Raw genomic sequence first — 21,968 nt, 5'->3', positions numbered from 1 at the left:
GTTTTATCCTCCCTTACTGAGTGTCTAAGCCGTCGGCTGTATTAGGATTGCGCGGAACCACGCGCCGTTCCCGATCACCGGTCAGCTTGTCGAGGGGAAGATACGGAAGGACGCCTGCGCCGTCGTCTTGGCTCTCGATCAGAACCTTGTCCATGTTGCGCAGGATCTCCTCCATGGTTTGCAAGTAGATCCGCCGTTTCGTGATGTCCTTGGCGTTGACGTACTCGTTGTAGATCGACAGGAAGCGTTGTGCGTCACCGGTCGCGGCGGCCGTACGTTCTTCCTTGTAGGCTTCCGCGGCCTGTTTGATCTGCTGCGACTGGCCTTCAGCGCGTTGGGTTATTTCCTTGCTGTAGGCATTCGCTTCGTTGATCACCTTTTCCGCATCGGCGCGCGCCGCTTGAACGTCACGGAACGCGTTGATGACCGAACCGGGCGGGTCAACTTTCTGCAGCTGGACGTTCGATACGATGATACCCGACTTGTATTCATCCAAGATCGACTGGATCAGCTCCTGCACCTGCGCGGCAACGCTGCCACGGCCTGACGTACGGGCGAATTCGAACCCGGTCTTCCCGATCACTTCCCGGATGGCGGCTTCCGCTGCATTTCGGACCGTTTCCTGCGGGCTGGCGATATTGAACAAGAAGGCACCCGCATCGCCGATCTGCCAGAATACGGCCGCTTGGATGTCGATTATGTTTTCGTCGCCCGTCAGCATCAGACTTTCGGCGGGGACGTCACGGACACTGCTGGCCCGTGTGCCGGAACCGCTGGCGCGGAAGCCGATTTGTTCCTGATTGACGTCGGTAACGCGCGGTTTCAGCACCGTACCGATCGGGGCGGGATAATTGTAGTTCAGGCCCGGGCCCCTCGTTTCGGAAAGCTTCCCGAAAACAAGTTCAACGCCCTGTTCGTTGGGTTCCACCTGGTAGAAACCGGTCAACAGCCAACCGGCAACAACAACGGCGCCGAGAAGGAAGATGCCTTTTGTACCCATGCCACCGGGAAGCATGCTTTTCAGCCGTTCCTGGCCTTTGCGGACCATTTCCTCGACATCGGGCGGGGGCCGATTGCCGCCTCCGCCGCCGCCACCACTACCGGATGGCCGTCCCCAAGGGCTTTGTCCGCCACCACCGCCGGAACCGCGGCCACCACCGCCGCCGCCCCAAGGTCCACCACCACCGGAATTGTTCTGCCAAGGCATACCGTCTTGCTTCCCTTGTCGTTCTTTATCGATTGTCTAAGCCGACAGACCCATTCGCCACGAAGCAGATTTAATCTCCGCTTTCGGGCAAAAGCATCATGACGGCCCGCAAATTCTTTGCGTGCTGTGCGGGCAACATATATGTGCAGTCATCCTGAATAGCAAAGGGCGCGCACCGGGAAAGTCGGCAAAAATCTTGGTTTAAGCTGGCTTTCGACCGGATTGGGGCCAAGTTGAGTAGCGTGAAGCACGCGTGGGAGGATAAAAGCATGGCGGATGTGACGGAACAGCAGGTACGGGAAGCACTGGCGACGGTGATTGTGCCAGGTGACGGGGAAAGCTTGATCGCGCTCGGGATGATATCGGGCGTGGCCGTCAAGGACCGGAATGTTCAGTTCTCGATTGAAATCGACCCGGCCCGTGCCGAAGAAATGGAAAAGGTGCGCATTGCTGCCGAAACCGCGGTAAATGCCGTGCCGGATGTCTTGTCGGTGACGGCCATCCTCACAGCGGAAAGCAAGTCCGGGCAATCGGGCGCCCCGCCAAGCAATGCGCCGGGTGCAGGGGCGCCGCCGCGCCCGGGACGGAAATCGGGACCGGCCGGGATCACGCACATTATCGCCGTGGCCAGTGGCAAAGGCGGTGTCGGGAAATCGACGACCGCGGTCAACTTGGCCCTGGCCCTGAAACAATTGGGTTTGAAGATTGGCATGTTGGATGCCGACGTGTTCGGCCCCAGCCAGCCCCGCATGCTTGGTATTTCCGGTCGGCCGGAAAGCGCCGATGGCAAGATTCTGGAGCCGATGGAGAATTTCGGCATCAAGGCGATGTCCATCGGCTTCCTGGTCGCGGAAGACCAGCCGGTCGTCTGGCGTGGTCCCATGGTGATGGGCGCGCTGCAGCAGATGCTTTCCGACGTAAATTGGGGCGAGTTGGACGTGCTTGTCGTCGACATGCCGCCGGGCACCGGTGACGCGCAGTTGACCATGGCGCAAAACGTGCCGCTGGCCGGCGCGGTGATTGTCTCTACCCCGCAGGACATCGCGTTGATCGATGCGCGCAAGGGCCTGAACATGTTCCGCAAGGTCGATGTGCCGGTGCTCGGCATTATCGAGAATATGAGCCTCTATATCTGTCCGAATTGCGGTCACGAGGCGCATATCTTCGGCCATGGCGGCGCACGGACGGAAGCCGACAAGCTGGGCGTCGATTTCCTGGGCGAGATACCGTTGGATATCGAAATCCGGACCCATGCCGATAGCGGGAACCCGATTGTCGAAGCGGAACCCGACGGTGTGCATGCCGCGGTCTACAACAAGATCGCGACGGCCGTCTGGGAAAAACTCTCCGGGCAAACGCTCGATGCTTCCCGGGCAGCCCCAAAGATCGTCATTGAATAGTAACCGGGAAGAGCGAGGCCCGTGGACGGGACGTTAAAATATTCGTTCCGCGAGTATTTTCACTTAGAATGGCGCCATGGCTAGAATTCTCGCTTTTCTCCCTATTCTCCTCGCGGTTCTCTCGGTGCCGGCTCTGGCGGCGGAGAACCGGGAGGGCGAACTGTTGAAGGCGGTCAACGAGGCCCGTGAGAAGCGCGTTCTGTCCCCGCTGCTTTTCGACAAGCGGTTGGCCAAGGCCGCCGCGTTGATCGCGCGATACACCGCTAAGCCTGGGCGGGATGTCGACTACTGCCGCCTTATCGAGGATGCCGGAATCCCGTGTGCCGATATCGGGGTGGTTTCTTCCGCCGGAACCAAAGCCCCCATCGTCGATGTCGCGGCGGGTTGGTTCAGCGACGGGCGGACCCAACCGACCATCGCAACAAACCGTTTCGGGAAAGCCGGTGTCGGTGTCGAGAAGGTTGACGACCCGAGATTCGGGCCGTTGGAATATTGGGTTCTGGTCCTTGGCAATCCGCCCAAGCCCGCCGCCAGAAACTGGCGCCACGACGTGCTGCGGGAAGTGAATGCCTTTCGCGCCCGGCATGGGTTGCAGCCGCTGCGCTTGGTTCCGGTCTTGAACGAAGCGGCGCAACGACATGCCGACGACATGGCTTACCGTGACTATTTCGCCCACAAGACGCCGAACGGGACGGGGCCGGGCGACCGGGCCGCCGCCGTTGGCTATCGCGGGTTGGTCCTGGAGAATTTGGCGGCCGGCATGGGCAGTCCGGCGGCAGCGGTGGAGGGATGGATCAACTCAAAGACAGGCCATCGCGAAGCCATGCTGAACCGCGATATCCGCGATGTCGGTATCGGCTATCGGTTTCTGTCGCTGGACCGGGGCAAGGCGGTCTACACCCATTACTGGGCCATGAGCATGGGACGGCGCGGCAACAGTTGATGTGCCCCGGCCACCGTATTCAGGCCCGCGATCATGGGTATTATGGAACAGCACCGTTGACCCGCATATTCCGGCCCTTTCCGCCGCGCATAATCCTTGAAGCGGGGTCCCTTCCGGGCGATGCTGCCGCCGCGGGGCGCTGACCCCAACAAAGAACAATCATTCGTTTTAAGGGGATGGGCTGTGCGGCCGAACAAGGTAAGGGAAATTTGGGCTTCCGGGGGTGTGGTCAAGAACGGTTGGCTGGCATTGGAATCGACAATGGCGGCCGAAGGCATGGCCAGTGTGGGTTGGGATTCCTGCACCGTCGATCTGCAACACGGGTTTGCCGATGAACTCTCGGCGCGGCAGCTGTTCCAGACCATTGGGCGGTTCGATTGCACCCCGATGGCCCGCGTCGCCTGGAACGACCCGGCCAAGATCATGCGCGTTCTGGATGACGGCTGTTACGGTATTATCTGCCCGATGGTAAACACGCCCGAAGATGCCGCGATGCTGGTGAAGAACAGCAAATTTCCCCCGCAGGGCGAGCGCAGTTACGGCCCACAACGCGGCCTGCTCTATGGCGGCGCGGACTATGCGGCGAAGGCCAACGAAACCATCATCAACATGGCGATGATCGAAACCCGTGAAGCGATGAGCAATCTGGAAACGATCTGCAAGACAGACGGCATCGACGGGATCTATGTCGGTCCGAGCGACTTGGCGTTGAGCCTTGGGCATCTTCCGGCCGGCGTGCCGACGAATGCGGAAGTGGTCGGTGCGATCGAGGAAATTGTCCGCCGCGCCCGCGATTGCGGTGTCGTGGCCGGGATTCACTGCGGGTCGGTCGAGATGGCGAAGGATTGGATCGGCAAAGGTTTCCAATTCGTGACCGTCTATACAGATTTCGTGGCCATGGTTACGAAAGCGCGAGAAAATCTGACCGCGCTGAACGAATAGCGCGTGGTAAATGCTGTATGAAACCAAGAACAAGAACCGCCTCGGGGGGGAGTTGTCGTCAAGACACACGGATTTAGGAGGCTGATACATGGTGAAACGGACTGTCGACGATTTTGTCGGGAAGCGCGGGCTGATCGATCCACAACGGCTGAAGGCGCTCAGCGCCAAGTCGGATGTCAAAGGTGGGGTGCAGATGGCGACCCATCTGGGTGCAATATGCGCAACCGGCGTACTGCTATGGCAGACATGGGGCACCTATTGGGCGATCCCGGTCTTCATCCTGCATGGGGTTTTATTGAACTTCCTCTATGCCGCGCAGCATGAGTTGAGCCACAACACTGTTTTCCAGACCAGATGGTTGAACGAATGGTTTGGTCGTATCGTCGGTTTCATCGAGCTGTATCCGCGTGATTTCGACCAAATTCAGCACTTTGCCCATCACCGTCATACCCAGGACTGGGAGATGGACGGAGAGTTGGCGCGCGGCCCCTTCACCCTGGGCAGCTATCTTCTTTGGATGTCGGGCATCGTTTATTGGCAGACACGGATTGCGCGGATTCTGCGTTTCACGCGGGGTACCGTCGTCGAGCCGTATATCAGGGAAAAGGAACACGCGACGGTCATTTTCGAAGGACGGGTTCATTTCCTTCTGTACTGTGCGATCGCGGTTGCGTCGGTGGTCTTCGAAAGCTGGGCGGCGGTCATCTTCTGGCTGGCCCCGATGATGCTGACGAAATGCGTCCATCAGTTGCAGAATTCAAGCGAGCATCTCGGCCTCAGCCATAACCCGAATACGCTGGAAAATACCCGCACCTTGCGCACGAACGCCTTCATGCGCTGGATGGCTTGGAACATGCAGTATCACACAGCACACCACACCTTCCCGTCCGTGCCCTTCCATCTTTTGCCGGAACTGCACAAGGACATCGTCGAGAAATGGGGGCGTGAACCCTATTCGATGACCTATTTCGGGTTTCAGGCGCAGGCGATACGCCGGCTCATGAACGGCCGGACGGAAATGGATTACCCGATGGACCAGGTCTGGATTGCCGACGGGCTGCCCGATGAACTCCCTGCCGACACGCAGCACGCCTGATGCAACAGTTGGAGGTTTTCCAGTCGCTTTGGGCGATGGAACTGCGTCGGCCGGACGGATTTGAACGGCCGGTAGCAGAGAATTTTCAGATGGTGGCCGATGCCGGTTATGCCGGCATGGCGATCGATCTCGGCGTTATGAACAATGACGAGGCCCTGGCGACGCGGCCCTATTTCGAACGCCACGGTCTTGGTTGTTTGATCAACGCGTTTCCGAAAACGATCGAAGATCTGCGTCCCGTCCTGCAGATGTCGAAACAGTTCGACACCCGTTATGTGAACATCATCGGCCAAGTCATGCCGATCAAGGTCGAAGACATGATGCCGGTCATCCGGGCATGGATCGACATGGCCGGTGAGGAAGGGGTTCCGATCCTGTTCGAAACCCATCGCAACTGCGTCACCAACGACCTGTTTGCAACGCTGCAACTGATCGATGCGATCCCCGAAATGGAGCTCTGCGCCGATCTTTCCCACTATTTGGTGGACAGGGAGTTCTGGTACCCGATCTCAGACGAAGACGATGCGCTGATACAGCGGATACTGCAGCGTTCGGAAGCGTTCCAGGGCCGCGTGGCAAATCGGGAGCAGGTTCAGGTCCAGATTTCATTTCCACAGCACCAGAAGTGGTTCGATCAGTTTGCGTCTTGGTGGACCGATGGTCTGCGTTCCTGGCGGGACAGGGCGGCCGAGGATGCGGTGGTGAATTTCCTCTGTGAATTGGGGCCACCCGAATACGCGATCACGGGTCCGGACGGTTATGAGCTGTCCGACCGGTGGGAAGAGGCCCTGACAATCAAGGAGCGGGTCGAGGGCATTTGGGACACGTTGGGAAAGGCCTGACGAAAATCGTGGGCCGCGATCCGTGGGGAGAAGCCGTTGGCTGAGCCGGTTGAACTGCACGGCATGTATTTCAGTGTCTATGTGCGGATTGCGCGCCTCACACTGGCGGAAAAAGGGGTCGGGTATAGCCTAGTCCCGCTGAACCCCTTTGCCGAGGATCCACCCGATCCGAACCGCGATCTGCACCCTTTTGGCAAGATGCCGGTTTTCATGCACGGCAAGGCACGGATTATCGAAACCCAGGCCATAATCCGATATGTCGACGAAGCCTTCGACGGCCCGCCGCTGCAGCCGTCGGACGCCCTGGGCCGGGCGCGGCAAAACCAGATTATCGGGATCTGCGACAGTTATCTCTATAAGGCTTTGGTCTGGGGATTGTTCGTGGAGATCCTGCGCAAGCCTGTCGAGGGGGGAGAGACGGACCCGGGTGTAGTGGGTGCATCCCTCAAAATGACCGATACGGCATTTTCCGTCATTGAGACGCTCCTGCCCGAGGTTGGATCCGATGGTGTGACCCTATCGGATCTCTACCTCGCACCGATATTGGACTACGGCCTGCGCGTTGAAGCCGCCGCCGATGCGGCCATGCCTTATCCCCGCTTGCGGGGGCTTTGGAATCATTTGCGGGAACGCTCTTCGGTTTTGGATACCGAGCCATCTGATTTCATATCGGACCTGCCGCCGCACACGCTGCTGTAGACGGAATTCATCGTCTGGCATTTTAACCAAATTCTAGTGAATCGTGCCGTTGGTCACAGCGAATACGGGCAAGCTTCGATAGAAATTGTTGTCATGAGCATTTGGATTAGCAGCTTTTCGGATGTGATGAATCGTGACAAAAATGTTAGTTTCTGCACAAAGACTCCAGAAAGCGGAAAGTGGAACTACCCCAGTGACTGACCGTGAACAGGAAAATTTGGCGACGCGCGTCCATGCTTTGGAACGTGCCTTGCAGATTGCATCCGACGGTGTTCGGATCGAAGCGGCCGATGGAACGATTGTTTTCGACTCGTTGCGTTTCGAGGCTCGGAACATTCTCTCGCACGAGCATGTGACCAGCAACGGGTTGGAAAAAGCATTGCCCAGTGGGCAAGTCATCATCGTCGCCCAATACGAGATGGATGGCGGCGGAAGGCTGACTGTCGTGCGCGATGTGACGGAAACACGGAAGGTCGAAGACGACCTGACGCGCCTCAGTCACATGGACCCGCTGACGAGCAGCAGCAATTGGTCGCATGCGGAGCTTCGCGGCACCGAAGCGGTTGAGATGGCACGCCGTTACAAACGGCCTTTTTCTATCCTGCGTTTCGATATTCTGGATTTGTTGGCCCAGGAACGCCGAGAGAACCGCGATGCGGTGATCAAGTTCGTTAGTGAGATTGCGCGCCACTCCCTTCGCGTGGTCGATACATTGGCGCGGATACAAGATGGCCGCTTTATCGCCGTCCTACCGGAAACCAACCTGGACCAAGCCATGCCGGCGGCGCACCGGATCTGCGATCGTCTCGGCAATAGCGGATTGCAGCATGCGGGGCAGATGATAGATGTGAATATCTGCGTCAGCGCGGTCGAATACGACGATCAGAAGCAGGACTTTGCTGCGCTTGTGGCCGATGCGGAATGGTATCTGGAAATCGCACGGAAGAACGGTCCCGGCGCCGTGGAAGCCCGGCCGCCTAACAAACAGGAATCGAACTAGGCCGATCGAGGCCCCCAATGGGCTGCCGGCATCAGTATTGGCGTGCTCGGCGGTCTATCTGAGCTGATTTCTGGAATGAGGCAGATTGCGCGCGTGTCGAAGGCGGGAAAATGCGCTAGTTTCCTGGTTTTCTATTCCAGGAGCAACGCACCCCCATGAAGACCGATCTTCCGCAAACCGTTCGCTTAGCAGATTACGAACCGCCCGCATTCTCCGTCGACGCTGTCGACCTGACATTCGATTTGGAACCGCAGAGAACGGTGGTAACCGCCGTACTGCAATTGCGGCGGACCGGCGGCGCGCCCGGTGGGCCTTTGGTGTTGGATGGGGAAAACCTGGATCTGTTGGAAGTTCTCGTAAACGGGAAGAAGCTTTCACCGCCCGCCTACGAAACATCCGAAGACGCGCTGACCGTATTCGACCCGCCTGAAGCGCTGACGCTGGAAACCCGCGTTGCGATCAACCCAAAGGCCAATACCCGGTTAGAAGGGCTGTACGTGTCGAACACGATGTTCTGCACGCAGTGTGAGGCGGAAGGCTTTCGCCGTATCACTTATTTCCCGGATCGTCCGGATGTGATGGCCACATATCGGGTGACGCTGCGTGGGGACAAGGCAGCCTATCCCGTGATGCTGTCCAACGGGAATAATGTGTCCAATACGGACCTTGGTGGCGGGCGGCATGAAGCGGTTTGGGAAGATCCGTTTCCGAAACCCTCCTATCTGTTTGCGTTGGTGGCCGGCGACCTTGCCATGGTCGAGGACCGTTTCAAGACGCAGTCCGGCCGTGATGTGACCCTGCGTATTTTCGTCGAACATGGAAACGAGGACCGGTGCGACTATGCGATGGACTCGCTGATCCGATCCATGCGGTGGGACGAAGAACGGTTCGGCTTGGAATACGACCTGGATATTTTCAACATCGTTGCCGTCAGCGATTTCAATATGGGCGCGATGGAGAATAAGAGCCTTAATGTCTTCAATGCGAAGTATATCCTGGCCGATGCAAGCACGGCGACCGACGCCGATTTCGCCAATATCGAATCCATCGTCGCGCATGAATATTTCCACAATTGGACGGGCAACCGGGTTACCTGCCGCGACTGGTTTCAATTGAGTTTGAAGGAAGGCCTCACGGTTTTCAGAGATCAGGAGTTTTCTTCCGATCAGCGTTCGCGGCCTGTGAAGCGGATTCAGGATGTCCGCGCATTACGGGCCCGCCAATTCCCGGAGGATTCCGGGCCGCTGTCCCATCCCGTTCGGCCCGATGCTTATATCGAGATCAACAATTTCTACACCGCGACCGTCTATGAGAAGGGCGCGGAAGTCATCGGTATGATGCAGACCCTGCTCGGCCAGGACGGCTTTAATGATGGGCTGCGCCTGTATTTTGAGCGTCATGACGGGCAGGCCGTGACATGCGACGATTTCGTCGCGGCGATGGCGGATGCGAACGGCAAGGATTTGTCGCATTTCAAGCGTTGGTACTCTCAATCCGGCACGCCTGAGGTCACCGTCACATCGGCATACGACGCGGGCAAAAAGGCCTATACGTTAACGCTGGAACAAATGACCCGGCCGACGCCGGGGCAGAGTGAGAAACAGCCCCTGCATATTCCGCTGCGCATTGGTCTTTTGGGGGCGAATGGCGGCGACCTCGACCTGGTCAGCGATTCGGGTGCGTTGGACGGCGGCTTGGTCCACCTGACGGAAGAACGCCAAACCGTCACCTTCACGAATATACCCGACCGGCCCGTTCTTTCCGTCAATCGCGGTTTCGGGGCGCCGATTGCCTTGAACACCGACCAGACCGACGCGGATCTCGCTTTCCTGATGGCGCATGACAGCGATCCCTTCGCGCGCTGGGAAGCCGGTCAGCAATATGCGACGCGGTTGATGAAAGCGGCCGTCACGGCGATGGCCTCCGGTGAGGCTGGCGATCCGAAAGGGCAGGATGCTTTCGTCGCTGCGGTCAAGAACATCTTGGAAGACAACAGCCTCGATCCCGCTTTCAAGGCCTTGGCGATTACTTTGCCGACTGAGGAATTCGTGGGCGAACAGCTTCCCGTCGTGCATGTGGACGAAATTCACGCCGTTCGGGCAGCTCTGCGCCGGAAGATCGGTGCTGATCTGCAGGCGGAGTTTCGTGCCGCCATGGCCGCGAACGAGGTTCGTGAACCCTTCGCACCGACGGCCGAGCAGGCCGGGCGTCGCGCCTTGCGGAATGCGGCGCTGGCCTATCTGACGGCGGATTATGGGCCTGAGGCGGCCAAGCTTGCGAAAGAATCCTTCGATCGGGCGGACAATATGACCGACACGATTGCGGCCTTGTCGATCCTGACCGAGGTGGACGGGCCTGAGCGCAGCGCAGCTCTGGAGGCATTCGAAACCCGTTGGAAGGACAATGCGCAGGTAATGGACAAATGGTTCGCCCTGCAAGCAGTGGCATCCCGACCGGATACGCTTTCCCATGTCAAAGCACTGACCAAGCATCCCTGTTTCGATATTCGCAATCCGAACAAGGTCCGTTCGCTTGTGGGCGCCTTCGCCATGGCAAACCCGGTCAGGTTCCATGCCAAGGACGGCAGCGGCTATACCTTCCTGGCCGACAGCGTAATTGAATTGGATTCGCTGAACCCTCAGGTTGCAGCCCGGATGCTCGGCACCTTGGGAAGCTGGCGGCGATACGACGCCGACCGCCAAGCTCTTATGCGTTCTGCGTTGGAGCGTATCGTTGCGGTGCCGGTGCTCAGCAAGGACAGCTATGAGATCGCTTCGAAATCCCTGTGACCGTTCGCAGGCTAACGGTTTTGTGAGGCGATGTGCGTGGAGTCACGCTTTCCCTCGGCCTAGGTGAACATGACGGAATGACCCTGTCATAGGAAGAGCAAAGCGTGTCTGAGAATTTTCAAGCGGATATCTGTGTGATCGGTGGTGGATCGGGCGGATTGTCTGTCGCAGCCGGGGCATCCCAAATGGGCGCACGCGTCGTTCTGATCGAGCGCGCGGAAATGGGCGGCGATTGCCTGAACACGGGCTGTGTCCCGTCCAAGGCCCTGATCGCCGCCGGCCAGGCGGCCCATACGATCCGCTCAGCCGGTCAATTCGGTATCCAGGCTTCGGTGCCGGAAATCGATTGGGCGCATGTGCGAGACCACGTGAAGGGCGTCATAGCCTCGATCGCGCCGATGGATTCGGTTGAAAGGTTCGAAGGTATGGGCGTCACGGTGCTGCAGGCTTCTGCGCGGTTCACCGGCCCACGGGAAGTTACGACTGACAAAGGCCAGGTCGTTCGCGCCAAATACTTCGTCGTCGCCACGGGCTCACGTGCTTTGGTGCCGCCGGTGCCGGGGCTGTCGGACACACCGTATTTCACCAATGAAACCGTATTCGACAATGCGGACCCCATCGGGCATCTCATCGTTGTCGGCGGGGGACCGATCGGTGTGGAACTGGCGCAGGCGCATCGACGATTGGGCGCGGCGGTCACGGTCGTCGAAATGTTCGATGTCCTTGGCCGGGACGATCCCGAATGCGCGGGGATCGTCAAACAGCGACTGCGGGCAGAAGGCCTGACATTGATGGAAGGCACCAAGGTTCTTTCAGTGGCGCAGGCGGGTTCCGGTGTATCAGTCACGGTGGAGCAGGACGGTGTTCGGTCGGAATTGACGGGCACGCATCTCCTCATCGCGGCCGGGCGCCGTCCGAATGTGGAAGACCTGGACCTTTCCGCGGCGGGTATCGATCACACGCCGAAGGGAATTACCGTCGACGGCGGCATGCGCACCACGAACAAGCATGTTTTCGCCATTGGCGACGTGGCCGGCGGACTGCAGTTCACCCATATGGCGAATTACCATGCGGGCCTGATCATTCGCCAAACACTGTTCAAAATGTTCTGGGCGAAGGCAGACCAATCCGCCTTTCCCTGGGTTACTTATACCGATCCCGAACTGGCGCATGTCGGTATGACGGAGGCACAGGCGGTAGAGACGTTGGGAGAGGGCGGGTTCCGTTTATTGCGTTGGAGCTTCGCGGAAAACGACCGCGCCCAGGCGGAGCGCACCACCCATGGCTTGATCAAGGTGGTCACGGATAAGAAAGGCCGGATCAAGGGCGCCACAATTGCAGGGCCCCATGCCGGCGAGTTGATCATGCCCTGGGTTCAGGCCATCGCGGGCAAGCAAAAGATCGGCACTGTTGCCGGACTGACCTTCCCGTATCCGACTTTAAGCGAAGTTTCCAAACGCGCGGCAGGTAGTTATTTCACGCCGGCCCTGTTCTCCGAGCGCACCCGAAAAATAGTGCAGTTCCTGCTAAAATTTTAGTATCGCAGACGCCATCCCTATCTGGATACCGGCTGGCCCGCAGGGTAGGCTGGGCCGGAAATCAATCGGAATTAGGCCATTCGGCCGAAAACAACCGGAATTAGGGAGAACGCAGATGTCCGACAAACGGAAGGTGGGTTTTATCGGGGTGGGCCTGATGGGCCATGGCATGGCCAAAAACCTGATGCTGAAAGGTCACCCGCTGACGATCCTCGGCAACAGGAACCGGGAGCCTGTCGACGATTTGGTGTCAAAGGGGGCTGTTGAAGTCACGTCGGCGAAGGCGGTCGCCGAAGCCTCGGATATCGTGTTTCTTTGCCTTCCCAACTCCCCGACCATTGAGAAACTTGTCCTGGGCGCTGATGGCGTTGCGGAAGGGGCGCGGAACGGGATGGTTTTGGTCGATACCAGTACCGCCGATCCGTCGTCGACCTTGAAAATTGCCGAAGCGCTCGCCGCTAAGGGCGTCCGTCTGTTGGATGCGCCCTTGGCGCGCACGCCTGTGGAAGCCGAGGAAGGCCGCCTCAACACGATGGTTGGCGGGGATGCCGATCTGTTCGCCGATGTTAAGCCGGTGTTGGAAACCTATTGCGAGAATATTTTCCATGTCGGCGCCTTGGGGGCCGGGCATACCATCAAGCTTCTGAACAATTTCTTGGGCATGACTATTGCGTCCGCGACTTGCGAAGCGGTGACGACGGCCCGTAAGGCCGGTGTCGATGTCTCCAAGCTTCACGAACTGGTTTCGGCGGGCATTCTGAACAGCGGGATGTTTCAAGCGGTCATGCGGTATCCCTTGGAAGGGGACGGTTCCGGACTGAAATTCGCCTTGGCGAATGCCAGGAAAGATGTGGGTTACTACCAAAACCTGACTCAGAGCCTTGGTGTCACCTCGCCGGTCGGCAGTGGTGTTAATCAGGCTTTTGCCCAAGCGGTTGCGCTTGGCTTCGGTGATTCGTATGTCCCTCATTTGTTGGATGCGATGTCCAGTCTGAACGGCATCGACAAGAAGTGACGGTCGTCTTCGCTGCGTAGCCCTGTATAGTTTGGCGGATGATCGGACTTGCCGTTCAAGACGTATCAGGAAGGGCTGGGCTGAAGGAGTAGACGAATGAAGCGTGGTTTCAAGGCAGGATTGACGGTCCTTGCTTTCGCGGCGGGTGGCATGTCGGGACAGGCCGGTGCCGCCGACGCGGAGAACGGCGAGTACCTTTTCAAGACAATCTGTGCCGCATGTCACTCCATAGAGCCGGACAGCCATCGAACAGGGCCCTCTCTCCACAAAATCTGGGGGCACCCGGCCGGAAAGGCTGAGGGTTTCGACTATTCGGCTGCTTTCAAGGGCGCCGCCGCGGACGAATTGATTTGGACGGAAGAAAATCTGGATAAATTCCTTCGCCGGCCACGCTCGGTCGTCAAAGGCAACAAGATGGCCTATCTAGGCCTTCGGGACGATGCGGATCGCGCGGATCTTCTGGCATATTTGAAACGGATGTCCCAATAGCGGTTTCGGACAAAACGAAACAAAAAGGGGGAGGCGTTCAGCCTCCCCCTTTTTCATAACGGCACTTTTTCGACCTTGATCGGCATGATTAACCCTGGACCATGTCTACGGCCCGGTTAACCGCGCTGCAGATCGCTTTCAGGGATGCTCGGACGATGTTCGGGTCGCGGCCGACACCGAACAGGCGTTTTCCGTCACCGGTCTCCGCTTCCAAATATGCGACAGCCTGGGCATCGGACCCTTCGCCAATCGCATGTTCGGAATAATCGATGACCTTGATGTCGATACCGGCTTCCTGTTTCAGCGCGTTGACGAATGCGTCGATCGGCCCGTTGCCCTTGCCATGGACGATGGTCTCTTCCCCGTTGCGTTTCACCGTCGCTTCGATGCGGCGCAGTTCGGAAGCATGCGTGTCCGGCACGGTCGTATGCGTGACAAAGGAATACGGTGTTTGGTTCGACAGGTATTGTTCGTCGAAGGCGTTGAAAATGAGGTTGGAGCTCAATTCCTGACCGGTTTCGTCGGCCAAACGCTGTACGGCTTGCGAAAATTCCATCTGCAGGCGGCGCGGCAGCTTGTACCCATGGTCGGCTTCCATGACATAGGAAACGCCACCCTTGCCGGACTGACTGTTGATCCGGATCACTGCTTCATAGGTTGCGCCGACATCACCCGGATCGATCGGCAGATAGGGGACCTCCCACAAACCACTGTTCGATTGTTCCATCGCCTTCAGCCCTTTGTTGATGGCGTCCTGATGGCTGCCGGAAAAGGCGGTGAAGACTAAGTCTCCCGCATAGGGATGCCGCGGGTGGACGGGCAGTTGGTTGCAGTATTCGGCAATGCCAACCAGGTCCCGCATATTGGAAAAATTCAGCGTCGGGTCGACGCCTTGGCTGAACATGTTCATGCCCAGCGTGACGATGTCCACATTTCCAGTCCGTTCGCCGTTGCCGAACAAGGTCCCTTCAATGCGATCCGCGCCGGCCATCACGCCGAATTCAGCGGCGGCGACGCCAGTGCCCCGGTCGTTATGCGGATGCAGCGAAAGGATCACACGGTCCCGGTCCTTGAAGTTCCTGGCCATCCATTCGATCTGGTCCGCATAGATGTTTGGGGTCGCGACTTCCACAGTGGCCGGCAGATTAATGATGACCTTGTTGTCCGGTGTGGCCTCGAAGATGTCCATGACGGTTTCGCAGACCTCCATGGCATAATCCAATTCGGTCTGGGTGAAGCTTTCCGGTGAATACTGGAAGACCCATTCCGTATCGGTCTGGTTCCGTGCGTGCTGCATCACCAACTTCGCGCCTTCTTCCGCTATCTTGCGGACCCCTTCGCGGTCTTCCTTGAAGACGACACGGCGCTGCAGAGTGGAAGTGGAGTTGTACAGATGCAGGATGACGCGCTTGGCGCCCTGCACTGATTCGAAAGTCCGGGCGATCAGGTGGTCGCGGGCCTGGGTCAGAACCTGGATCGTGACATCATCGGGAATCCGGTTTTCGTCGATCAGTTTGCGGACGAAATCGAAGTCGGTTTGTGACGCACTTGGGAAACCGACTTCGATTTCCTTGAACCCCATATTCACCAAAGTCTCGAACATGCGCATCTTGCGCTCGGGGCCCATCGGTTCGATCAGGGCTTGGTTGCCGTCCCGCAGGTCGACGCTGCACCAGACCGGTGCTTTGGTGATGGTTTTACCCGGCCAGGTCCTGTCCGGCAGGTCGATCGGTTGGAACGGTCGGTATTTCTCGAACGGCATCGTGGTTGCCATGGTTTCTCTCCTTGTCCGCCGTGCGATTTCCGCTCCGGCGTGGGTATTTTTTTCCTCGTATGTCCGCATCTCAGCGATGGGGTAGGGGCTCTTGCTACGGTCGCCGACGGGCCGTCGTCATTCGGCGACCGCAAATAAGTCGCGGAAGGAATCCGTGATCGATTAGGTCGCGGGAAAACATTCTCGGGAAAAGTTGTGTCTTGGTGTCGCTGCCTGACCCGGTCATGCAGGGGCCATCAGAATGAGACGCGTTCATCGTTGGAACCTGGCTTATCGTAACTGAAGCGGAAGGGTTACCCTTCTGAAGGTGGCTTTGCTAGGCAAAGCACGGCCTTGCGGCCCCCGGCGTTAGGACGCCGGGCCGATAAGTCGTAGGGCTAGGAGTAGCCCATCGCGCCTATGATTGGCCTTCAGGTTCATGGCCGGGACGGTACTGGCGCGGATTGATGGGGTCAAGGGGGAATGCGCCCAGGAAAACGGCGCCTGTGATATCAGACGATGACAGGCAGAATATCGACCGTGCTTTTAGGGTATTTGTGGGTCAGGTGGTAGACTTCCACCGGATCCGTCACCAGCTCTTCCGCGTCGTCATGGCGTACCCGGTAGACAAGCTTCGGCTTGATTTCCAAGGTATTGGTCTTCCGTGCCCCAGCGGAGTTGAGCAGACGACCCTTACGCGCCAAAGCGATCTCGCCGTCATAGGCCTTTTCGTGCCAGACATAGAGCGTATGTGTCATTTTGCGGTCCTCCTATTGGTCGGACGGATATCACGCTTACCCCGTGTCGGGCCGTTCCATGTTCCGTCTTGCGCACCTCGTGCGCTTTCGGATAATAGATATGCGCACATTGTGCGCTTCGCAAGAGAATAATGTGCACGTGGTGCGCTTTTTCTTGATGCACAAATCAGCTCTTTGTACAGTTCGCCGACCATTTTCCCTGGCGGCTCAACCACTTGTTGCGGTGCCGCACATTAGAAAAATCGAGGTAAAAAGTGTTACCGGGGCAGTTCAAGCGTTGGCGAAAACAAATGGGCTTGTCGCAGAAGGATGCGGCGGATGCGCTGGGTTTGAAGCGCCGGGTTCTGCAGTATTACGAAAAAGGCGAACGTGACGGGAAAAAGGTGCAGATCCCCCGTTCCATCAGCTTGGCATGCTATGCGTTGAGCCAGGGGGTCGAGGATTTCGACGGTGTGACCGCGAAAAAGAATGTGGCATTGGAAAAAGCGGCGGCCAAGGAAATGGCGATCACTATCGCCAATGTCGATTGACCGCCGCCTCGAAGTCCTAAAGGGGCCGGCTGGGGCGCCGATGCGACGCCCGATTGGTCACTCAGCGGCGGTGTTGACCGCTTTCGGCATCGGGCAACTGATGCCGGTGCCGCCTAAGCCGCAATAGCCGTTCGGATTTTTCACCAGGTATTGCTGGTGATAGTCCTCCGCATAATAAAACGGCGGTGCATCCATGATTTCTGTGGTGATGGCACCCATGCGGTGCTTGCCCAGGGCGGCTTCGTAGTCGCGTTTCGACGTTTCGGCCAACAGGCGTTGCTCTTCCGTGGAAACGTAGATGCCGGAACGGTATTGCGTGCCGGTATCGTTCCCTTGGCGCATGCCTTGAGTTGGGTCATGCGCCTCCCAGAAAGTCTTCAGGATTTCCGCAACATCGACCTTGGCTGGGTCATAGACGACAAGGACAACCTCGTTATGTCCGGTCCGGCCGCTGCAGACTTCTTCGTAGGTGGGGTTCGGCGTATGGCCCGCGGCATATCCCACCGCGGTCGTGTAGACGCCGGGAATCTGCCAGAAAATCCGTTCAGCGCCCCAAAAGCATCCCAGGCCGAAAATAATGGTCTGCATGCCATCGGGGAAAGGCGGCTTGATCGGCGCACCGGAGACAAAATGCTTTTCAGAAGTCGGAAGAGGCTGATCCCGCCCCGGCAGGGCGTCCTGCGGGCTTGGAATCTCCAGTTTGTGTTTCGGCGTCATGAAGAACATGGCGGTACCTGCTCCCAGCTGTTGTTTTCTGAGAACAAGGTAGGTCCCGCAATGTCCGGCATCAACGGCCTATCGCGGCCTTGTGAGATATCCGCGCCAGGATGAGGGAGAGTATCGCCGCGGCTGAACTGCAGCCAAGGGTAAGGATGAAGGCGCGGCTGATATCTTCCGTCCCGAGCCAGCCCGCCATCACGGCGCCGAAGGCACCGACACCGTCCAGCACGGCGAAGGCGATGCCCAATGTCGTTGCTTCGCTCTTGCCCGACATATCGACCGCACAGGCCAGGACACAGGACCGCACGGCATTCAGCGCGCCGATGCACCCGGCCAAGCCGATCAGGGCAAAAATCAGATCGCTGGACTGGATCAGCATCATGGCTCCACCGGCACCCAGCAAGGCCCCGATGACGATGACCGGCCAGCGGCCGATATCGTCGGAAAGGCGTCCGACATAGGGTTGGATCAGGGCGCCGACCAAAACTGCCCCGGAAAAGGCCAGACCGACATGAAAGATGTCCAAACCGACGGCATCGCGCAGATACAAGGGTGCCATCGCCGTCGCGCCAATCAAGCCCAGATTGTAGAGCATCATGGTGACCGCGATCGTTGCACCGATGGGCGTGCCCCATTGCCGCAGCAATAGCTTCAGGTTGGGCCTGTCCGCATGGGCGACTTCAACACGCGGAATACGTTTGGCGACGTATAACAGAAAGACGAATCCCATGATGGCCGTCGGTATGACCACCAATTGCATCGCGCCGCGCCAATCCATGAATTCCAGCAAACTACCCGCGACCAACGGGGAAAAGACGCCGGTCAATGTTCCGCCGATCGCGTGGATGCCTAGAACGCGACCGCGCTGGTGTGGGTGCATCTTGACCAGAATGCCGGTCGCCATGGGATGCCAGGCCGCATCGCCGAGGGACGCGAAAGCCATCAGCATTGCCAACGGCCAGAAACTGCCGGCATAGCTTGCCAGCAAATAGCCGAGCACGACCCAGAAGAAGGTCGCCGCCAGCCATCGGCCGCGTTCCGACAACCGATCCATCATCAAGCCCGCCGGCAAATAGGCGAAGGCCGCGCCGACACTCTGAAGCGTCAGGATCAGGCCGACCTGGGCTGGCGACCAGCCGAAGTAAACGCCAGCGGCCGGCACCAGCAAGTACATGGCGCCGAAGGGCCAATCGATGCAGAGATGGCCGGCGCTGAACCAGTATGGCAGCCGGTTTGAACCGGCATCGGTATCCGTTGTGATTGCGGTCATATTTTCAGTCGAACAGGGGTCTAAGGGGTTTTTTATTATGTCTTCACCCTAACATGCGAAGAATTCGCAATTACACCGACAAAAACGTATAGGGGGCTTTCAATATCTTAAACCACTATGCGGAATTGTCTGTATGCGTCGCCAAGTCTACCAAATGCTCTTACCCGCGCCGGGAAGACCCAAGTCCGGCCACAGCCGGTCGATCTTGTCGATGACGTCCTGGTCCATGCGGATCTGCTCGCCCCATTCGCGGCTGGTCTCCGGCGGCCATTTATTGGTTGCGTCCAGGCCGACCTTGGACCCCAGCCCACTGACGGGCGAGGCAAAGTCCAGATAGTCGATGGGCGTATTCTCGATCATCGTGATGTCTCGGGCGGGATCCATGCGGGTCGAAAGCGCCCACATCACATCCTTCCAGTCCCGGGCGTCGATATCGTCATCAACCACGATTACCCATTTCGTATACATGAACTGACGCAGATAGGACCATGCGCCGAGCATCACCCGTTTGGCGTGGCCCGGATAAGCCTTTTTCATGGAAATCACGGCGATACGATAGCTGCACCCTTCCGGCGGCAGCCAGAAATCGACGATTTCGGGAAATTGCTGTTGCAGCAGTGGAATGAATACTTCGTTCAACCCTTCGCCCAGAATTGACGGTTCGTCCGGCGGGCGCCCAGTAAAGGTCGATAGGTAAATCGGTTTCTTCCGCATCGTGATCGCGGAAATCTTGAAAACCGGGAATTGCTCAACCGAATTGTAATAGCCGGTATGGTCCCCATAGGGGCCTTCGTCTCCGAATTCGTCCAGCATGACATGCCCTTCCAGGACGATTTCGGCTTCCGCCGGCACTTTGAGCGGGATGGTCTTGCAATCGACGAGGTCGACTTTCTTTCCGCGCAGCAGGCCGGCGAACTGATACTCGCTCAAGGTATCAGGAACCGGGGTAACGGCAGCCAGGATCGTGCCCGGATCGGCGCCCAATACGGCCGCGGCAGGCAAGGGGTCCGGCCGCTCTTGTTTCCATTTCCGGTAATGCTGCGCCCCGCCGCGGTGCTTCAACCATCGCATCAACGTGCTGTCACGCCCGGTGACCTGCATTCGGTAGATGCCCAGATTGAAGACGTCTGTCTTATCGCCTTTCGGGTTCGGCCCTTGGGTGACGACAAGCGGCCAGGTGATCAGCGGCGCGGGTTCCCCCGGCCAACACGTCTGAATTGGCAGGCGGTTCAGGTCGATATCGTCGCCTTGGAGGACCACTTCCTGGCACAGGGCCTTGCCGACCGTGCGCGGTTTCATGGACAGCACGGTTTTCACCAAGGGCAGCATGTCGAGTGCTTCGCGGAAGCCGCCGGGTGGCTCCGGTTGACGCAGGAATGCCAGCGTCTCGCCCACCTCGCGAAGTTGGTCGGGTGTACGGTCCATGCCCCAGGCCACGCGTTCCACCGACCCGAACAGGTTGGTCAGGACCGGCATGTCATAAGGCGTTCCGTCCGCGCGAACCGGGTTCTCGAACAGAACCGCCGGTCCGCGTTCGGCCAACAGACGTGTCTGGACCTCAGTCATCTCCAAATAGGGAGAGACCGGTTCCCGTGTTCGGACAAGTCTTCCTTCCCGCTCCAGGCGGTCCATGAAGTCACGAAGGGAGGCATAAGGCATTGAAAGGTTCCCATACAGAAAGGCCGGGTCGGAAAATCGTGCTAAATGTGTCTACGTCAAATTCGCGCGCTTTGGACTAGGCACTACCCCCATGCGGGGCTTGAGGCAAATCACGCAAGCCGTTATACGCCGCATGCATCATACCAAGTGCCCGCGATTTGAAGCCCTTGGATCAAACAGGAGCAAATCATGTCGGAACAATACTGGGTCGTCGGTGGCGTTTACACGAGCACCGAGTTCAATACCGTTGCCCCGGGATCCAACCTGTCCCGCCTGGGACCGTTCGACACCTATGACGAAGCGAAGGCCGTCTGGCGCGCCAAGAGCATGGAAAATGTCGACGAGGCCTATGCCCGCTTCCATATCGAGAAGGAAGAGCATGACGAATGGTGGGTCGTCGGCGGCATTTACACGGGCACCGATTTCAAGACCATCGCTAAGGGCGAAGAGGAAAAGATTGGTCCGTTCCAGACTTATGAAGAAGCCCGGAAAGTCTGGTGGCAAAAATCGTCCGCCAATGTGGACGACGCCTATGCCCGTTTCCGGATCGACCATCTCTAAGCGATATGACGGCGATCCCACCGCTTTCTGAACCAGACCCTGGCGCAGTCTTGTCGCGCGCCCGAAACTATCCCTATGCCTTTCCGCGTAGGAACTTCCTGTATCGCGACGGCCGGGAGGAGGCGTTCGACCCGTCCTTGAAGCAAGGGCGGACACCGGTACTGGCTTTCGGGTCGAACCAGTCGCCTGAACGGCTGCGTCAGAAATTCGGGGATCGCGACGGGCATATGATCCCGGTGGAGCGTGGGCGGTTGCAGAATTTCGATGTCGTCTATTCCGCCCATATCACTTCCTACGGCGCGGTCCCAGCCATGCTCCAGGTGTCGGAAGGGGCGTCTGTGGAATTGGCCGTGACCTGGTTGGACGACCGGCAGTTGGAGATCATGCATCACAGCGAAATCCGGGCGGCGAACTATTTTTTTGCCGCATTGGATGACGTGAAGCTGCGTCTGTCGGGGGAGGAGGTCCACACAACCGCTTTCGCTTATGTCGGAACCCGCGGTCATCTTGAGCATGATGAGGGGGGCGCGATCGCGCTTTCCGCCGTGCCGTGCGAAGGCCGGCGTTTCCTGTCGATGAGTACAGCCGAGGCATTGGAGGTGGTCCGAAGACGGCATGCGGCCGACCATGGGCCGGACGACTTCATCCACGCGATGGTGGCGAATGCGGAAAGGCGGACGGCGCTTCAGGAAATTCTCGCGCCGACGGCTGTGCCCTTCGGATATTCGGCGCGCCGTTTGTCCTGAAGCCGAAAACG

At 58.4% G+C, this 21,968-nt stretch carries 20 protein-coding genes; 14 read left to right on the top strand and 6 right to left on the bottom strand.

The features are described from left to right. Positions 1 to 13: 13 nt before the first annotated feature. Positions 14 to 1,207 carry an FtsH protease activity modulator HflK gene (gene hflK / locus EOI86_RS19895; protein ID WP_127767411.1) on the bottom strand — a complete coding sequence of 398 codons (1,194 nt, stop codon included), beginning with the start codon at positions 1,205 to 1,207 and terminating at the stop codon, positions 14 to 16. 269 nt (positions 1,208 to 1,476) lie between these two features. On the opposite strand from hflK, the gene apbC reads away from it, so the two are divergent. From apbC to EOI86_RS19840, 11 genes are all read left to right on the top strand, one after another. Next, complete coding sequence (gene apbC, locus EOI86_RS19890) at positions 1,477 to 2,607, top strand: iron-sulfur cluster carrier protein ApbC (RefSeq protein WP_127767410.1); 1,131 nt, start codon at positions 1,477 to 1,479, stop codon at positions 2,605 to 2,607. A 76-nt stretch (positions 2,608 to 2,683) separates the two neighbouring features. After that, entirely contained in the window at positions 2,684 to 3,550 is an 867-nt protein-coding gene (locus tag EOI86_RS19885; RefSeq protein ID WP_127767409.1) for a CAP domain-containing protein, read from the top strand. Between the two features lie 120 nt (positions 3,551 to 3,670). Then, positions 3,671 to 4,492 carry an HpcH/HpaI aldolase family protein gene (locus tag EOI86_RS19880; RefSeq protein ID WP_127767408.1) on the top strand — a complete coding sequence of 274 codons (822 nt, stop codon included), beginning with the start codon at positions 3,671 to 3,673 and terminating at the stop codon, positions 4,490 to 4,492. Between the two features lie 88 nt (positions 4,493 to 4,580). Next, a complete protein-coding gene (locus EOI86_RS19875) occupies positions 4,581 to 5,588 on the top strand; it encodes a fatty acid desaturase (RefSeq protein ID WP_127767407.1) in 1,008 nt (335 codons plus the stop codon). Continuing rightward, positions 5,588 to 6,430 carry a sugar phosphate isomerase/epimerase family protein gene (locus EOI86_RS19870; RefSeq protein WP_127767406.1) on the top strand — a complete coding sequence of 281 codons (843 nt, stop codon included), beginning with the start codon at positions 5,588 to 5,590 and terminating at the stop codon, positions 6,428 to 6,430. The genes EOI86_RS19875 and EOI86_RS19870 overlap by 1 nt, the downstream gene beginning before the upstream one ends. A 36-nt stretch (positions 6,431 to 6,466) precedes the next feature. Further along, entirely contained in the window at positions 6,467 to 7,129 is a 663-nt protein-coding gene (locus EOI86_RS19865; protein WP_127767405.1) for a glutathione S-transferase family protein, read from the top strand. A gap of 193 nt (positions 7,130 to 7,322) precedes the next feature. Further along, on the top strand, positions 7,323 to 8,129 hold the full coding sequence (locus EOI86_RS19860) for a GGDEF domain-containing protein (protein ID WP_161973911.1): 807 nt from the start codon (positions 7,323 to 7,325) through the stop codon (positions 8,127 to 8,129). A 155-nt stretch (positions 8,130 to 8,284) separates the two neighbouring features. Continuing rightward, entirely contained in the window at positions 8,285 to 10,918 is a 2,634-nt protein-coding gene (pepN, locus tag EOI86_RS19855; protein WP_127767403.1) for an aminopeptidase N, read from the top strand. 104 nt (positions 10,919 to 11,022) lie between these two features. Further along, positions 11,023 to 12,456: a dihydrolipoyl dehydrogenase family protein gene (locus tag EOI86_RS19850; protein WP_127767402.1), complete on the top strand. Its 1,434-nt coding sequence runs from the start codon at positions 11,023 to 11,025 to the stop codon at positions 12,454 to 12,456. A gap of 115 nt (positions 12,457 to 12,571) precedes the next feature. Continuing rightward, positions 12,572 to 13,471 carry an NAD(P)-dependent oxidoreductase gene (locus EOI86_RS19845; RefSeq protein ID WP_127767401.1) on the top strand — a complete coding sequence of 300 codons (900 nt, stop codon included), beginning with the start codon at positions 12,572 to 12,574 and terminating at the stop codon, positions 13,469 to 13,471. Positions 13,472 to 13,567: 96 nt separating this feature from the next. Beyond that, positions 13,568 to 13,960 (top strand): c-type cytochrome, encoded by a 393-nt coding sequence (locus EOI86_RS19840; RefSeq protein WP_240035742.1) that lies wholly within the window; start codon positions 13,568 to 13,570, stop codon positions 13,958 to 13,960. An 88-nt stretch (positions 13,961 to 14,048) separates the two neighbouring features. Here the strand turns inward: EOI86_RS19840 and leuA are convergent, their stop codons facing one another. Continuing rightward, positions 14,049 to 15,734 (bottom strand): 2-isopropylmalate synthase, encoded by a 1,686-nt coding sequence (gene leuA / locus EOI86_RS19835; protein WP_127767400.1) that lies wholly within the window; start codon positions 15,732 to 15,734, stop codon positions 14,049 to 14,051. 491 nt (positions 15,735 to 16,225) lie between these two features. After that, positions 16,226 to 16,471 carry a hypothetical protein gene (locus tag EOI86_RS19830; RefSeq protein ID WP_127767399.1) on the bottom strand — a complete coding sequence of 82 codons (246 nt, stop codon included), beginning with the start codon at positions 16,469 to 16,471 and terminating at the stop codon, positions 16,226 to 16,228. A gap of 254 nt (positions 16,472 to 16,725) precedes the next feature. On the opposite strand from EOI86_RS19830, the gene EOI86_RS19825 reads away from it, so the two are divergent. Then, positions 16,726 to 17,001 (top strand): helix-turn-helix domain-containing protein, encoded by a 276-nt coding sequence (locus EOI86_RS19825; protein WP_127767398.1) that lies wholly within the window; start codon positions 16,726 to 16,728, stop codon positions 16,999 to 17,001. A 57-nt stretch (positions 17,002 to 17,058) separates the two neighbouring features. Here EOI86_RS19825 and msrA read toward each other — a convergent pair whose 3' ends face one another. The 3 genes from msrA to EOI86_RS19810 form a co-directional block, all read right to left on the bottom strand. Further along, entirely contained in the window at positions 17,059 to 17,727 is a 669-nt protein-coding gene (gene msrA, locus EOI86_RS19820; protein ID WP_127767397.1) for a peptide-methionine (S)-S-oxide reductase MsrA, read from the bottom strand. Positions 17,728 to 17,788: 61 nt separating this feature from the next. Beyond that, positions 17,789 to 18,991, bottom strand: coding sequence for an MFS transporter (locus EOI86_RS19815; RefSeq protein ID WP_127767396.1), 1,203 nt, complete (start codon positions 18,989 to 18,991; stop codon positions 17,789 to 17,791). 147 nt (positions 18,992 to 19,138) lie between these two features. Beyond that, on the bottom strand, positions 19,139 to 20,650 hold the full coding sequence (locus tag EOI86_RS19810; protein ID WP_127767395.1) for a UbiD family decarboxylase: 1,512 nt from the start codon (positions 20,648 to 20,650) through the stop codon (positions 19,139 to 19,141). Between the two features lie 189 nt (positions 20,651 to 20,839). Between EOI86_RS19810 and EOI86_RS19805 the strand changes: the two genes are divergently transcribed. Further along, positions 20,840 to 21,211 (top strand): DUF4170 domain-containing protein, encoded by a 372-nt coding sequence (locus tag EOI86_RS19805; protein WP_127767394.1) that lies wholly within the window; start codon positions 20,840 to 20,842, stop codon positions 21,209 to 21,211. A 5-nt stretch (positions 21,212 to 21,216) separates the two neighbouring features. Then, positions 21,217 to 21,957, top strand: coding sequence for a hypothetical protein (locus EOI86_RS19800; protein ID WP_127767393.1), 741 nt, complete (start codon positions 21,217 to 21,219; stop codon positions 21,955 to 21,957). The last annotated feature ends 11 nt before the right edge of the window (positions 21,958 to 21,968 follow it).

The organism is Hwanghaeella grinnelliae (assembly GCF_004005845.1).
In the GTDB taxonomy this organism is placed as follows: Bacteria; Pseudomonadota; Alphaproteobacteria; order UBA8366; family Aestuariispiraceae; genus Hwanghaeella; species Hwanghaeella grinnelliae.
This window is presented reverse-complemented; position numbering and strand designations above follow the sequence as displayed.

Bases quoted from the DNA above. Each gene is read 5' to 3' on its own strand.
- EOI86_RS19880 (WP_127767408.1), top strand. From the start codon at position 3,671: ATGCTGCCGCCGCGGGGCGCTGACCCCAACAAAGAACAATCATTCGTT.
- msrA (WP_127767397.1), bottom strand. From the start codon at position 17,727: ATGTTCTTCATGACGCCGAAACACAAACTGGAGATTCCAAGCCCGCAG.
- EOI86_RS19840 (WP_240035742.1), top strand. From the start codon at position 13,568: ATGAAGCGTGGTTTCAAGGCAGGATTGACGGTCCTTGCTTTCGCGGCG.
- leuA (WP_127767400.1), bottom strand. From the start codon at position 15,734: ATGGCAACCACGATGCCGTTCGAGAAATACCGACCGTTCCAACCGATC.
- EOI86_RS19830 (WP_127767399.1), bottom strand. From the start codon at position 16,471: ATGACACATACGCTCTATGTCTGGCACGAAAAGGCCTATGACGGCGAG.
- EOI86_RS19845 (WP_127767401.1), top strand. From the start codon at position 12,572: ATGTCCGACAAACGGAAGGTGGGTTTTATCGGGGTGGGCCTGATGGGC.
- apbC (WP_127767410.1), top strand. From the start codon at position 1,477: ATGGCGGATGTGACGGAACAGCAGGTACGGGAAGCACTGGCGACGGTG.
- EOI86_RS19800 (WP_127767393.1), top strand. From the start codon at position 21,217: ATGACGGCGATCCCACCGCTTTCTGAACCAGACCCTGGCGCAGTCTTG.
- EOI86_RS19875 (WP_127767407.1), top strand. From the start codon at position 4,581: ATGGTGAAACGGACTGTCGACGATTTTGTCGGGAAGCGCGGGCTGATC.
- EOI86_RS19810 (WP_127767395.1), bottom strand. From the start codon at position 20,650: ATGCCTTATGCCTCCCTTCGTGACTTCATGGACCGCCTGGAGCGGGAA.
- EOI86_RS19870 (WP_127767406.1), top strand. From the start codon at position 5,588: ATGCAACAGTTGGAGGTTTTCCAGTCGCTTTGGGCGATGGAACTGCGT.
- hflK (WP_127767411.1), bottom strand. From the start codon at position 1,207: ATGCCTTGGCAGAACAATTCCGGTGGTGGTGGACCTTGGGGCGGCGGC.
- pepN (WP_127767403.1), top strand. From the start codon at position 8,285: ATGAAGACCGATCTTCCGCAAACCGTTCGCTTAGCAGATTACGAACCG.
- EOI86_RS19805 (WP_127767394.1), top strand. From the start codon at position 20,840: ATGTCGGAACAATACTGGGTCGTCGGTGGCGTTTACACGAGCACCGAG.
- EOI86_RS19815 (WP_127767396.1), bottom strand. From the start codon at position 18,991: ATGACCGCAATCACAACGGATACCGATGCCGGTTCAAACCGGCTGCCA.
- EOI86_RS19885 (WP_127767409.1), top strand. From the start codon at position 2,684: ATGGCTAGAATTCTCGCTTTTCTCCCTATTCTCCTCGCGGTTCTCTCG.